The sequence below is a fragment of the Deefgea chitinilytica genome, from assembly GCF_016881405.1.
Classification (GTDB): domain Bacteria; phylum Pseudomonadota; class Gammaproteobacteria; order Burkholderiales; family Chitinibacteraceae; genus Deefgea; species Deefgea chitinilytica.
In genome coordinates, this window is sequence record NZ_WOFE01000003.1 from 388874 (window position 1) to 401690 (window position 12817).

Sequence of the window (12817 nt, forward strand, 5' to 3'; positions counted from 1 at the left end):
AAACCCATTGCGTAGATATTTAAGATTTTTCTAATAGAAATTTATGCAATTGCGACACTTTGTCGTCAATACTGTCAAATCCTTCTTCATTGCAAATTACTAGATCAGCAAGACGGTTTCTTTCATTTCTACTCATTTGTGCCTGGATGATTTTCTTGACTTGCTCATGGCTTAAGCCACTGCGTTGCATAACACGGGCCACTTGCGTGGCCTCACTGCAGTCGATCACGATGGTGTAATCGCTGAGGTTGAGGAAGTCGGAGAATTCAAATAATAAAGGTACCGCGAGAATGCAGTATATGTAATTGGATTCTAGTTGAGAAATTTGTGATTTGATTTCGTCTAAGATCAAGGGGTGAAATATAGCTTCAACTTGTTTTTTCTTGCAATCGTCATCAAAAATAATTTGTCGTAGCCAGTCTTTGTTGAGTTTGCCATCGTTTAATAGTGACTGTGACCCGAACTGTTGCTCAACTAATAAATTAGCAATTGAGTAGGGCTGGGTTAAATGATGATAAATGACATCCGCATCGATAACCGGCACACCTAAACGTGAAAAAGCGGCACAGAATGTGCTTTTCCCCGAGCCGATGCCGCCTGTTAGTCCCGCAACTAGCAATTTAACTTATTCCATAAAGCGCAATAGAAAGTTCTTGTCCCCAAATTAGTGCAAGTAAACCAGCAACGCCTAGGTATGGGCCAAATGGCATAGGCTTATTCCAGCCTCTGTTTTTACCCAGAACCATGGCAATCCCGATGACGGCTCCTGCAAATGATGACAATAAAATAATCATTGGTATCATGCTCCAGCCAAACCAAGCACCTAAGGCCGCAAGTAGTTTAAAGTCGCCATATCCCATGCCTTCTTTGCCTGTAATTAATTTGAAGAGCCAGTATACCGACCAGAGTGATAGATAGCCTATGATTGCGCCATATACTGCGCTATTTAATGTAGTGAAAATTTCAAAGCTGTTGAATAGTAGGCCGATCCAGATTAATGGCAAAGTCATGCAGTCGGGCAGTAGATATGTATCTGCATCAATCATGATTAGCGCAATTAAAAACCATGCCAGTATTAACCCTCCTGCTAAGGCGTATGACAAGCCAAAATGAATAGCTAGCCCAGCAGAGAAAAGGCCTGTTACGAGTTCGATGATTGGGTAGCGTATACTAATTTTGCTCTGGCAGTGGCGGCATCTTCCCTTCAAAAATAACCAGCTTATAACTGGGATATTTTCAAGTGCACTAATTTGATGATGACACTTTGGGCAAGCTGAGCGCGGAGTGACTAAATTGTATTTTAGCGGCTTTGCTGCTGGAGTGATTTGTTGTTCAAAATAGATCGAGCACTCTGCTTTAAATTCGTGCTCAAGCATAATCGGTAGTCTGTGAATCACGACATTCAAAAAACTACCAACCATAACGCCAATAATGCCGATGTAACATGCAAGCAGTATAGGAAAGTTGAGTGCAGTAATATAATTATCCACCAACGGCTGCACCCATTTTGAAAATTGGCAGATACATTGCAATCACTAAGCCACCAATTAATGTGCCGAGTACAACCATGATGACCGGTTCCATCAGGCTGGATAGTGCCTCTACAGCATTATCTACTTCTTCTTCATAATAATCAGCGACTTTGCTGAGCATCGCATCTAATGAGCCTGATTCTTCGCCAATAGAGGTCATTTGCATCACCATATTGGGAAATACGTTGGCATTTTGCATTGCCACGGTAAGGCTTGTGCCTGTGCTTACTTCGGATTGAATCTTCTTTGTTGCCATTTTATAAATGTAATTACCTGCAGCGCCGCCGACTGATTCGAGCGATTCGACCAGCGGGACACCCGCAGCAAACATAGTCGAGAGTGTCCGAGTCCAGCGAGCAATCGTTGCATTTTTAACGATCTGACCAAACACCGGTAGCTTTAAGATCAGCCTGTCCATAAAAATTTGCATTGCTTCCGATCTTTGCCAGGCATTCATAAATAACCAGACCCCGCCAAAAATGCCGCCGAATATAATGTACCAGTAGCTGACAAAGAAATCGGAGATGGCCATTACAAATAGCGTGGGGGCAGGGAGATCCGCGCCAAAACTAGAAAACAAGTCTTTGAATGCTGGAATAACGAAAATCATAATTACCGCTGTGATAATAAATGCAGCAACAATAATCGCGGTTGGATAAAACATTGCCGATTTGATTTTCTTTTTGACTGCGAGAATTTTTTCTTTGTAGGTGGCTAATCGCGCTAAGAGGGCGTCTAGAATACCGGCTTGTTCTCCTGCTTGAACTAGATTGCAATACAGAGTGTCAAATTGTAGTGGGTGTTTTCTAAACGCTTGTGTTAGCGAAGAACCCGTTTCAATATCAGTTTTAATTTCTGTTAGTAGCTTGGTTACAGAAGGGTTGGCATGGCCTTTGGCGACAATATCAAAGGAGGTTAGCAATGGCACCCCAGACTTCAGCATGGTGGCTAGCTGGCGAGTGAACATTGCGATATCAGTTTCTGTGATCTTACTGCCGCCGCGCATGCGCACTTTTTTGATACTGACGACATTAACGCCTTGCCGTCTTAAGGTGTTTTTAACGACCGCTTCTCCGCTTGCACGCATTTCACCACTGATGGCTTTGCCGGTACGATCTTTGCCCTTCCAATGGAAAGTAAATTCTTTCACTGCAGAGCTGGCTGTTTTTTTTACGGTTGCCATATTGGGCCTCTATTCGTTGGTCACGGCCATGATTTCTTCTAATGAAGTTAGGCCTTGTTTTACTTTTCTTAATCCTGCTTCTCGTAAAGACAGTACGCCTTCTCTACGTGCTTGATCTGCGATATCGATTGCATTACCACTATTCATAATGATGCGGTTAAGTTCATCAGTAATCGGCATGACTTGATAGATGCCTACGCGGCCTTTGTAGCCAGTTCCTTTGCAGATGTCACACCCTTTGGGGCCGTAGGCCTTCCAACTGCCATCAAGATCGCTAGGTTCAAACCCAGCGCTTAATAGTGCCGCTTCGGGAATTTCGACTGCTTGTTTGCAACTGCAAAGTCGACGTGCTAATCGTTGTGCGGTAATTAAAATGACCGATGAGGCAATATTAAATGGTTGTATGCCCATATTGAGCATTCGCGTTAACGTGGTTGGCGCATCATTGGTGTGGAGCGTGGAGAATACCATGTGGCCAGTTTGGGCTGCTTTAATGGCAATGTCCGCTGTTTCTAGATCGCGAATCTCGCCCACCATGATGATATCTGGATCTTGGCGTAGGAAGGCCTTGAGTGCAGCAGAAAACGTTAGCCCAGCTTTGTCATTGACATTGACTTGATTGATGCCTGGTAAATTAATCTCGCAAGGGTCTTCTGCGGTTGAGATATTAATATCGGGTTTGTTGAGTAAGTTTAAGCAAGTATAAAGTGAAACCGTTTTTCCCGAACCTGTTGGTCCTGTGACCAGCACCATGCCGTAAGGGCGTTGAATTGCATCGAGAATGATCGCTTTTTGGTCAGGATCATAGCCTAGCGCATCAATTCCAAGTGTTGCAGAGGACGGATCTAAAATCCTCATTACGATTTTTTCGCCGTGCATGGTGGGCAGTGTGGAGACTCGGAAGTCAATAGCACGGCTTTTTGATAAAACCAGTTTCATCCGCCCGTCTTGTGGGATGCGCTTTTCGGAAATATCTAATTTAGAAATCACTTTAATACGCGAGGAGATTTTTTCTTTGATCGCTAGTGGTGGCGTCGCGATTTCACGTAGAACGCCATCGACACGAAAGCGAATCCGGAAAAATTTCTCATATGGCTCGAAATGAAGATCGGATGCCCCTTGGTTGATGGCGTCCATGAGTATTTTTTGCAAATATTTAACTACGGGCGCATCATCAATTTCGAGATTGGCGCCGTTGTCTTGCTCCGGTTGGTCGTCGCCCCCTGCCATTTCAAGGTCTGCTTCATCGATGACCATGTCTTTGAGTGTTGCGCCACTCGCTTCAATCATTTTACTTAGTAAAACGGCTAGCTTTGGATCTTCAACAATAATTGGCTCAACTTGGGAGTTGGTTTGAAAACGAACGTTTTCTACCGCAGCCATATTGGTAATATCTGAAATCCCAATAAAAAGCTTAGTGCCGCGCTTATACAGAGGAACTAAGCGTTGTGTTTGCATCGCTTTGGCGTCAAGAATGCCTTGTGGGATGTAGCTTGGGTCTACTCGATCAAGATCGAGCAATGGGTAGCCAAATGTTTTGGAAGAAAAATCCGCAATATCACGGGCAGACATTTTCTTGCTTTGGATTAGCTGCTCAATAAATGAAATTTTGTTAGTCGTGGCAGTCGTTTGCAAAGCTTCGGCATCGGCTTCGATTAAGCGTCCGTGTTGCACTAACAGCCGTGCAAGTCCAGAAATATGAGGTGCGGTCATAATCGCGAGATAACTCCAAAGCTTTTATTTTTGAAATGAATGTAGCTAGAAATATAGTGTTTTTTATCAATTTTTGCTTGCAGTCTAGCAGATGTAGCGCCGTTGGCGATGTGGTGTTGTTCTATGGTGTGCTCAATGTTGTATCAGTGTTGCTGTGTTGGATTTTGGATCGGGGCGCTCATATGCAATAGGTGAAAGTAGAGATATTGAATGCTAGCCGCAAGATTGATTGGGTATGCTTGGCTAGCCCTTGTTAATGAATGCTTCTAGCGCAATACGTGTTCCAATGTAGCCTAAGAATAATAGGCAGAACCCAGTTAAAGCCCAATTGGCGGCGAAACGGCCACGCCAACCATAGTTGATTCGCCCGATCAACAATGTGCCGAAGATCACCCAAGATGCGAGTGCGAAAATCGTTTTGTGAGAGAAAGAGAAAAATGAGCCGCTGGTTTGTTCCGACAAAATACTGCCCGTGATTAGCGCTGCCGTGAGTAGGGCAAAGCCGATTGCAACACAGCTAAAGAGTAGTTTTTCTAGCGTCAGCAGCGGGGGAAGGGTGTGGGCGAGTATTTTTTTACTATTTTGGTGCAAGTTTTTATCCGAGAAACGCATTAGAATCGCGACGGCCGCCGCGTTAACGACGAGGCCTTGTGCCAGCATGGCAAGTAAGAAGTGACTACGCGATAAGTTGTTTTGCACGTAGTTGATCGCGTGCCCGGTGGGTAAAATGATCGACAGCAAAATGAAGCAGACGATAAACGCAAACAAAGGCGGCTCTAAGCCATCCAGCTTCCAGTGCAATTTACCTAATAAATAAATATTTAAACTCAGCCATGCGGTGAGAGATAGGGATTCAGCGGCGCCAAAGTGTAATTGCGGCTGGTCAATGAAAGGCAGTAGCACTGCAGTGCCATGTAAAACATACACTGCAATCAGTAAAAGATGCTCAGGTATTTTGCGAGCTGTCGTGTGCTCAACAAGGCGAATTTGGCAAAAATGCCAGCCGAGTAGCAGGTAAATGAAAAAGGTCAGTGGCGTAAGCAGGGTGGACACGTCAATTCAGGGTAAAATGTCGATTGTTTAGTCTAACAGAGTCGGTGCCCACTCGGCATCAACCGCATTAAAGGTGTAACGCATGTTTGAAAATCTGTCTGGCCGCTTGGGTGGCGTCGTTAAAACGCTGCGCGGTAACGCCCGCTTGACTGAAGACAATATGAAGGATGCGCTGCGCGAAGTGCGCATGGCGCTGCTTGAGGCCGACGTGGCTTTGCCTGCGGTGAAGCAATTTATTAGCGACGTCAAAGTTCGTGCCGAGGGTCAAGAAGTTATTGGAAGTTTAACGCCAGGCCAAGCCTTGATTGGCGTCGTATACGAAGAACTCACCAAATTAATGGGCGCACAGAACGATGCGCTCAAATTGGCAGCCGTGCCGCCGGCCGTGATCTTGATGGCGGGTTTGCAAGGCGCGGGTAAAACGACAACCTCGGGTAAGTTGGCCAAGCATTTAAAAGAAACGCAAAAGAAAAAAGTGTTACTGGTTTCCGCTGACGTGTATCGCCCGGCAGCGATTGAGCAGCTCAAGACGCTGGCGGGGCAACTCAGCGTCGATTGGTTTCCGTCCGATGTAACGCAAAAGCCTGTTGATATTGCCTTGGCGGCAATCGATCATGCTAAACGGCATTTCTACGATGTGCTGATTGTCGATACTGCGGGCCGTCTGGCGGTCGATGAGGCGATGATGACCGAAATTAAGGCCTTGCATGCCGCGGTGAATCCGGTTGAAACCTTATTCGTGGTCGATGCGATGCAGGGGCAAGACGCCGTGAATGTGGCGCAAGCCTTCAATGAAGCGCTGCCATTAACAGGGGTTGTGCTGACTAAAATGGACGGCGACTCGCGTGGCGGTGCCGCTTTGTCAGTGCGTCATATCACTGGTAAGCCGATTAAGTTCTTGGGGACCGGTGAAAAGCTTACTGGGCTGGAGCCATTCCATCCGGATCGGATGGCGAGTCGTGTGCTCGGCATGGGCGATGTACTGTCTTTGATTGAAGATGTTAAAAACATCGTCGATGAAGCTGAAGCGCTCAAAATGATGAAAAAGGTCAAATCCGGCAAAGGATTTGATCTGGAAGACTTTAAAACCCAAATCCAGCAAATGAAAAAAATGGGCGGCATGTCAGCCTTGATGGATAAGTTGCCAGGCAATATGGCGGCGCTAGCCGACAGTCAAGTGACTGACAAATCTGTCGCACGCATCGAAGGGATTATCAATTCAATGACGCCGCTGGAGCGCCGCAAACCTGAGCTACTAAAAGCGAGTCGTAAACGCCGCATCGCCGCGGGCGCGGGGGTGTCAGTGCAAGAAGTGAATCGTTTGCTGAAGCAATTTGAACAAACACAAAAAATGATGAAGCAGTTTTCGGGTGGTGGCATGATGAAAATGATGCGTGGCCTGAAAGGAATGATGCCTGGAATGTAAATAGTCTGGGTATTGCTTGTTATGCTCTTTTGGGTATTGCCTTGGGGGTTATACCTAAGCCAGATCTGGCTGCTGGGTTTTGTTTTGAATGCAACGGTGTTGCCGTTTAGAAGTTAATTGTGCCGCAGCCTTGCGGCGAAGTCTGTTTTCTGGCAGAATCGCCGCCTTTCTGCTAATAACCAATATTGGGTTTTATTATGGTCGTGATTCGTCTAGCTCGTGGTGGCGCAAAAGATCGCCCGTTCTACAACATCGTTGTGACTGATTCGCGCAATCGCCGCGATGGTCGTTTCATCGAGCGCGTAGGTTTTTACAATCCTCAAGCCCGTGGCGCTGAAGAAGCAGTTCGTTTGACGCAAGATCGTCTGACTTACTGGCTCGGCGTTGGCGCACAGCCTTCTGATACTGTTGCTCGTTTGTTAAAAAACGCTAAGTAATCAAATCAGTGTTGAAGAATCAAAAGTCCTCAGCGGCGGCCACTGACGTACCAGAAGATCTGGTAGCGATGGGGTATGTGAGTGGGGCTTTTGGCATTCAAGGCTGGATTAATCTGGTCGCTGACACCGAAAGTGCCGATAGCTTGTTGGACTATTCAGTCTGGTGGCTGGGGCGTAATGGTGTATTTCGTGCGTATACTGTGGTGGATTCTCATTTGCAGCCTAAAAAATTGGGCGCAAAGCTAGAAGGTGTTAATGACCGTGATGCGGCCTTTGCACTGAAAGGCTGTGAGATTTTTGTTCCTCGCAGCAGTATGCCGCCGGCGGCTGATGGTGAATATTACTGGGCCGATTTAATCGGTTTAGTGGTCGTTAACCAGCAAGATGAACGCTTGGGTGTCATTGAGAAGTTGTTTGAAACCGGCGCGAACGATGTCATCGTCGTTAAAGACGAAACAACAGAACGTCTGGTGCCCTTTGTTGGGCATGTGGTGTTGGATGTTAATCTAGAAACGCGTGTGATGCGCGTGGATTGGGGTTTGGATTATTAATCGGAACGCCAAAGATTTGTGCGTAGGTTCGCATGCAATTTGATGTCGTCACTCTGTTTCCAGAGATGTTTGAAGCCATTAGCGCGCACGGGGTCACTCGACGGGCGGTTGAGCTCAATTTGATTCGATTGACAACATGGAATCCGCGAACGTACACCACGGATAACTATCATCGTGTTGACGATCGTCCCTTCGGTGGTGGTCCTGGCATGGTGATGTTGCCTGCTCCGCTGGATCAAGCCTTGGCTGCGGCCAAGCAGCATCAAAGCGATGCAGGATGTGTGTCACACACGATTTATTTGTCGCCGCAAGGCGCGCCGCTCACGCATAAAAAAGCCGAACAATTGGCGCAAATGTCAGGTTTAGTTTTGTTGTGTGGTCGGTATGAAGGCGTTGACGAGCGTGTGATTCAAACGCAAGTCGATGAAGAAATTTCGGTCGGAGATTATGTATTATCGGGCGGTGAATTGCCGGCGATGATTCTAATTGATGCCGTATCCCGCTTGATTCCTGGTGTGCTCAATACCGCAGCCAGTGCAGTGGAAGATTCTTTTGTGGATGGGTTGCTCGATTGCCCGCATTACACCCGTCCCGAAAATTATCGCGGTATGCTGGTTCCTGATGTCTTGATGTCGGGAAATCATGCCGCAATAAGGCGCTGGCGTCTTAAACAATCACTCGGTCGTACTTGGTTGCGTCGTCCTGATTTGTTACAAAGTCGCCAGTTAACTAAAGAGGAAGCTCGGCTTCTGGCTGAATTCAAAACTGAATATGCAGCATTCCCGAATCCTCGGGCAGAAGGTACGGTTTCACATACGGAGTAGTATCCAAATGAATTTGTTACAAATTCTTGAGCAAGAAGAAATTGCTCGTTTAGGTAAAGAAATCCCTGAATTCGCACCTGGCGACACTGTTGTTGTTAGCGTTAAAGTGAAAGAGGGTACTCGTGAACGTCTACAGGCTTACGAAGGCATCGTGATTGCTAAACGTAACCGTGGTTTGAACAGCTCGTTTATCGTGCGTAAAATTTCTTCTGGCATGGGTGTTGAGCGTACTTTCCAAACGTACTCTCCACTCGTTGCTGGTATTGAAGTGAAACGTCGTGGTGACGTTCGCCGCGCGAAACTGTACTACCTCCGTGATCGTTCGGGTAAATCTGCACGTATTAAGGAAAAATTGCCTGCACGTAAAGTGGCTGCTGCTGAAGCGTAATCGCCCAGTAGCAAACACTGTGTTAGACAGCTTAGCTGTCGGCAAGAGAAGCCCCGCATCGCGGGGCTTTTTTATTAGGTATTTGCATCTGGCATTTGCTAGATATGCTTTGCAGTCAAATACCCTGCAATAAACTTTGTTTGGCGGCATGAATTACCGCCAAACTCAGTCGTTCTAATTTAGGCGATTGCACCCGCCAGCAGTGCCAGTACAGATTGACATCGGTCGGGTGCTCAGGGGCGAGATCAATCAGTGTGCCGCTATTGAGTAAATCGCGGTACTGCAATTCCGGCACCATGCCGTAGCCCAGCCCCAATTGAATCGCTTGTAAAAACGCCTCACTGGATGGCACATAATGGCTGTGAATGTGCGTGCTCGGTAAACCTAAGGTGCGTAGTAGAAAATTCGCTTGCAAAGCATCTTTGCGGTTAAATACCATCAGCGGTGCGGCGCGTGCCGCTTCGCGTTGCAAACCTTGCGGAAAATACCGCGCCGCAAATTGCGGATGAGCGAGCATCCGATAGCGCATAATCCCCAGTGGTTCGGCGCGGCAACCGCGTAGCGCCTCCATTTCGCTGGAAACACCGGCCAGTGCATGGCCGCTTTCTAAAAATGTATAAGTGTGATCTTGATCGTCGACGGTAATGTCGAGTAGCACGCGCTCGGCAATCAGAAAATCAGCCAGCGCGGGCAATAGCCAGGTCGCCAAGGTGTCGTGATTGACGACAATCGGTACGGTGAGTGGGCGGTTTTGTTCGTCGTCGAGTTCGGCAAAAAATTCACTTTCTAATAAATGGCTGCGACGCAGATATTGCGCTAAACGCTGACCCGCGCGCGTTGGGCGGCAGGGTCGGGTACGCTGCAGCAGCGGCGTGCCGAGTTGATTTTCCAGTGCGCTGACGCGTTGCGACACCGCCGATGGCGTCAGATGCAGTATCGCCGCCGCCTGTTCAAAACTACCGCTATCAATCACTGCCAATAGTGCTTCGCCCTTGCGAATATCAAGCATTGCTGATTCCTTCTTGACCAGTTAAAGGTCAAAGACGCTAGTCCACGAAAAACACGAAAGGCACGAAAATAAAGCCGAATTCAAGCGAAAGTGAGATAGAACTATGCTTTGAGATTGACTTATTTGCTGTGGTTTTTTTGATCTTGTTCGTGATTTTTGTGCCTTTCGTGGACTCCGTTTTTGACTGTTGGATAGGCTGATGCCACATCATTTATTAAGAAAAATTAAGTATTAATTAGAAATGATAAAGTATGTTTAACTTCGCCGCAGCTTCTATGACAATCGAGGCAGATCAAGTGCAGGTGAAATGAGATGATTGATTGGGTGGTATTTGTAAAGGCCTTGGGTTTGTGCGCGGCACTGATTATGGCGATTGGTGCGCAAAATGCTTACGTATTGCGGGTAGGAATTCAGCGCCAGCATTTAGTGATGACGCTGGCCGTTTGTATTTTGCTTGATGCGCTATTGATTGCTTTAGGCGTATTTGGCATGGGCGCGCTGGTACAAGCGTCACCGATTTTGCTGGGTGCGGCGCGTTGGGGTGGAGCCGCGTTTTTGATTTGGTATGGTTTGCGCAGTTGGGCCGCAATTTTGCGCCGTGATACCGCACTAGATGTTGAACCGAGCGCAGCGCCGGTGAGCGCTAAGCGGGCGCTGATTACTATTTTGGCGATTTCCTTGCTTAATCCGCACGTTTACTTGGATACCGTGGTGCTGCTTGGTTCAATTGGCGGCAGTTATGCGGCAGATTTGCAACCTAGTTTTATTCTGGGCGCGGCGAGTGCTTCGCTGTTGTGGTTTTGTGTGCTGGGCTTTGCGGCGCACACGCTATCGCGCTATTTATCACGCCCTGTGGCTTGGCAATGGATTGATGGTATTACCGGCGGTACGATGCTGTTTTTGGCAGGAACCTTGGTGTTTGCTTAGCATTAAAGCGCTTCAACCATCGCTTTGATTTTGACCGCCTTCTCAAAATGATCGAGGCGATGCGTTTGAATCCACCATGTCGCCGCTTCCATTAATAAGCTTGGATTGTCATTTTTATTGGCGAAAAAAGCGTAAAACGATACGCCGACGTTCTCACCTTTCTGTTCTATCTTTTGCTGACAAACAGCAATTATTTTTTGTTTTAAGACGGGATTCATAGTTTTTGGGTATGCATCGCTAGACTTTATTAATTAAAGCCTAGCGATGTATACATCAGTAGTTGATCTCGGGTGCAATCATTTCCGCGTAATCATACAGCGCCGCTAGAATTTCCTCGCCGCGCTCGTCGGCGTCTTCCGAAAGGCGATCAATTTCCTCGCTGTAGGCTTCCAATGTGCGTGCGCCCGCTGCGCCGTCAAACAATTTTTCGCTACGCCATTGCTCCCAACGCAGCACTTCTTGCTCGTTGAGGCTGCTTGGATAATTTCGGGCGCGGTAGCGGAAAAATAATTCTTCGAGTTGCCGATCATCAAAATGCGCTTGCTCGACGGCAAGCTTTTCCGGCGACAAAGTACGGATACGATTGAGGGTGCGGCGATCGGTCGGAGATACAAAGCCGCCATATAAATTGGCATCGACATCCACTTTCTCGCTGCTATTTTCGCGTTTAAAGACATCGCGCCAAATGGCTGATAAATCAGCACCCGTAGCGAGTTGTGCGGCGTGCGCTTGAATGACGTCCATATCGACACCCCACAGTGCTGCTTGTTCTGTGCTGAGTGTTCTCAGATTGCTGACGACAATCGGTGATTTATTGGCATGAATGGTTTTGATTGGCAGACGTGTGACGCCTTCGGGCAAGTCGGCTAGTTTGGTAAACATTCGTTCGCGCATCGTCGCTGCGTCGAGTGTAAACAATTCGCTTGGATCAAAAGCCAAATCCCAGACGATAATTTCATTTTTATTCGTTGGATGCGTCGCCAGCGGCCAGACAATCGCTAGATTGCCGCGCTCAACGCCGTACATGCCGGAAATATGAATAAATGGTTTTGGATTGGCGAGATTAATTTCATCAAAGACGCGGTCTTTCTTGCGCAAGGCCAAGCAGAAATCGAATAGCCGCGGCTGTTTTTCACGAATCAAACGCGCCAGCGCAATGGTTGCGCGTACATCCGAGAGTGCATCGTGCGCCGCTTCATGAACGAGGCCGTTGGCTTTGCTGAGTAACTCGAGCTTAAAGCTGACCTTGCCTTCCTCATTGATCGGCCATTCAATTCCCGCAGGGCGCAGCGCATAGGTGGCGCGCACCACGTCCAGCAAATCCCAACGTGAGCAATCGTTTTGCCATTCGCGCGCGTAGGGATCCATCAAATTGCGCCAGAACAGATAGCGCGTTACTTCATCATCAAAGCGAATCGTGTTGTAACCGACGCCGATGGTGCCCGGCGCTGCGAGCTCACGCTCGATCAGATTGGCAAATTGGTTTTCTGGCACGCCTTTTTCAAGGCAGGTTTGCGGCGTGATGCCAGTGAGCAAACAAGCAAACGGGTCGGGTAGATAATCATTGGCGGGCTGGCAATAAAGCATTAATGGCTCGCCAATTTCGTTCAGCTCGCTATCGGTGCGAATACCAGCAAATTGGCTCGGGCGATCCAAGCGCGGCACCGCGCCAAAGGTTTCGTAGTCATGCCAGAAATAGGTGTGCGTCATTATTTTCAAGCCTTGCCGAAATGAAGCCGTTTTTATACGGGGAACAGGGCGGGCTGGCAAGTCA

At 47.6% G+C, this 12817-nt stretch carries 14 protein-coding genes; 6 read left to right on the forward strand and 8 right to left on the reverse strand.

From position 1 onward, the window contains the following. Positions 1-19 precede the first annotated feature (19 nt). From coaE to GM173_RS09885, 5 genes are all read right to left on the reverse strand, one after another. Complete coding sequence (gene coaE / locus GM173_RS09865; protein ID WP_203571193.1) at positions 20-619, reverse strand: dephospho-CoA kinase; 600 nt, start codon at positions 617-619, stop codon at positions 20-22. 1 nt (position 620) lies between these two features. After that, positions 621-1490, reverse strand: a complete 870-nt coding sequence (locus tag GM173_RS09870) for a prepilin peptidase (RefSeq protein ID WP_308439594.1) — start codon at positions 1488-1490, stop codon at positions 621-623. Beyond that, positions 1483-2715, reverse strand: coding sequence for a type II secretion system F family protein (locus GM173_RS09875; protein ID WP_203571194.1), 1233 nt, complete (start codon positions 2713-2715; stop codon positions 1483-1485). The genes GM173_RS09870 and GM173_RS09875 overlap by 8 nt, the downstream gene beginning before the upstream one ends. 9 nt (positions 2716-2724) lie before the next feature. Then, a complete protein-coding gene (pilB, locus tag GM173_RS09880; protein ID WP_203571195.1) occupies positions 2725-4428 on the reverse strand; it encodes a type IV-A pilus assembly ATPase PilB in 1704 nt (567 codons plus the stop codon). 243 nt (positions 4429-4671) lie between these two features. After that, positions 4672-5481: a cytochrome C assembly family protein gene (locus tag GM173_RS09885; protein ID WP_203571196.1), complete on the reverse strand. Its 810-nt coding sequence runs from the start codon at positions 5479-5481 to the stop codon at positions 4672-4674. Positions 5482-5563: 82 nt separating this feature from the next. Between GM173_RS09885 and ffh the strand changes: the two genes are divergently transcribed. The 5 genes from ffh to rplS all read left to right on the forward strand — a co-directional run bounded on the left by ffh (position 5564) and on the right by rplS (position 9107). Further along, positions 5564-6907, forward strand: a complete 1344-nt coding sequence (gene ffh, locus GM173_RS09890) for a signal recognition particle protein (RefSeq protein ID WP_203571197.1) — start codon at positions 5564-5566, stop codon at positions 6905-6907. Between the two features lie 197 nt (positions 6908-7104). Next, positions 7105-7344: a 30S ribosomal protein S16 gene (gene rpsP, locus GM173_RS09895; protein WP_203571198.1), complete on the forward strand. Its 240-nt coding sequence runs from the start codon at positions 7105-7107 to the stop codon at positions 7342-7344. Between the two features lie 8 nt (positions 7345-7352). Beyond that, entirely contained in the window at positions 7353-7895 is a 543-nt protein-coding gene (rimM, locus tag GM173_RS09900; protein WP_308439595.1) for a ribosome maturation factor RimM, read from the forward strand. A gap of 32 nt (positions 7896-7927) precedes the next feature. Next, the gene (trmD, locus tag GM173_RS09905; protein WP_203571199.1) at positions 7928-8719 is read left to right on the forward strand and encodes a tRNA (guanosine(37)-N1)-methyltransferase TrmD; all 792 of its coding nucleotides are present in this window, start codon (positions 7928-7930) and stop codon (positions 8717-8719) included. A gap of 7 nt (positions 8720-8726) precedes the next feature. Beyond that, entirely contained in the window at positions 8727-9107 is a 381-nt protein-coding gene (rplS, locus tag GM173_RS09910) for a 50S ribosomal protein L19 (RefSeq protein ID WP_203571200.1), read from the forward strand. Between the two features lie 115 nt (positions 9108-9222). On the opposite strand, the gene GM173_RS09915 is transcribed toward rplS, so the two are convergent. Continuing rightward, positions 9223-10116 (reverse strand): LysR family transcriptional regulator ArgP, encoded by an 894-nt coding sequence (locus GM173_RS09915; RefSeq protein ID WP_203571201.1) that lies wholly within the window; start codon positions 10114-10116, stop codon positions 9223-9225. Positions 10117-10428: 312 nt separating this feature from the next. Between GM173_RS09915 and GM173_RS09920 the strand changes: the two genes are divergently transcribed. Continuing rightward, entirely contained in the window at positions 10429-11043 is a 615-nt protein-coding gene (locus GM173_RS09920; protein ID WP_239078456.1) for a LysE/ArgO family amino acid transporter, read from the forward strand. Between the two features lie 2 nt (positions 11044-11045). Here the strand turns inward: GM173_RS09920 and GM173_RS09925 are convergent, their stop codons facing one another. Further along, on the reverse strand, positions 11046-11261 hold the full coding sequence (locus tag GM173_RS09925) for a DUF6500 family protein (protein WP_203571202.1): 216 nt from the start codon (positions 11259-11261) through the stop codon (positions 11046-11048). 55 nt (positions 11262-11316) lie between these two features. Continuing rightward, positions 11317-12753, reverse strand: a complete 1437-nt coding sequence (sbcB, locus tag GM173_RS09930; RefSeq protein ID WP_239078457.1) for an exodeoxyribonuclease I — start codon at positions 12751-12753, stop codon at positions 11317-11319. Positions 12754-12817 lie beyond the last annotated feature (64 nt).

Coding starts and splice junctions, on each gene's coding strand:
- GM173_RS09875 (WP_203571194.1), bottom strand. CDS start 2,715: ATGGCAACCGTAAAAAAAACAGCCAGCTCTGCAGTGAAAGAATTTACT.
- pilB (WP_203571195.1), bottom strand. CDS start 4,428: ATGACCGCACCTCATATTTCTGGACTTGCACGGCTGTTAGTGCAACAC.
- ffh (WP_203571197.1), top strand. CDS start 5,564: ATGTTTGAAAATCTGTCTGGCCGCTTGGGTGGCGTCGTTAAAACGCTG.
- rpsP (WP_203571198.1), top strand. CDS start 7,105: ATGGTCGTGATTCGTCTAGCTCGTGGTGGCGCAAAAGATCGCCCGTTC.
- trmD (WP_203571199.1), top strand. CDS start 7,928: ATGCAATTTGATGTCGTCACTCTGTTTCCAGAGATGTTTGAAGCCATT.
- rplS (WP_203571200.1), top strand. CDS start 8,727: ATGAATTTGTTACAAATTCTTGAGCAAGAAGAAATTGCTCGTTTAGGT.
- GM173_RS09915 (WP_203571201.1), bottom strand. CDS start 10,116: ATGCTTGATATTCGCAAGGGCGAAGCACTATTGGCAGTGATTGATAGC.
- GM173_RS09920 (WP_239078456.1), top strand. CDS start 10,429: ATGATTGATTGGGTGGTATTTGTAAAGGCCTTGGGTTTGTGCGCGGCA.
- GM173_RS09925 (WP_203571202.1), bottom strand. CDS start 11,261: ATGAATCCCGTCTTAAAACAAAAAATAATTGCTGTTTGTCAGCAAAAG.
- sbcB (WP_239078457.1), bottom strand. CDS start 12,753: ATGACGCACACCTATTTCTGGCATGACTACGAAACCTTTGGCGCGGTG.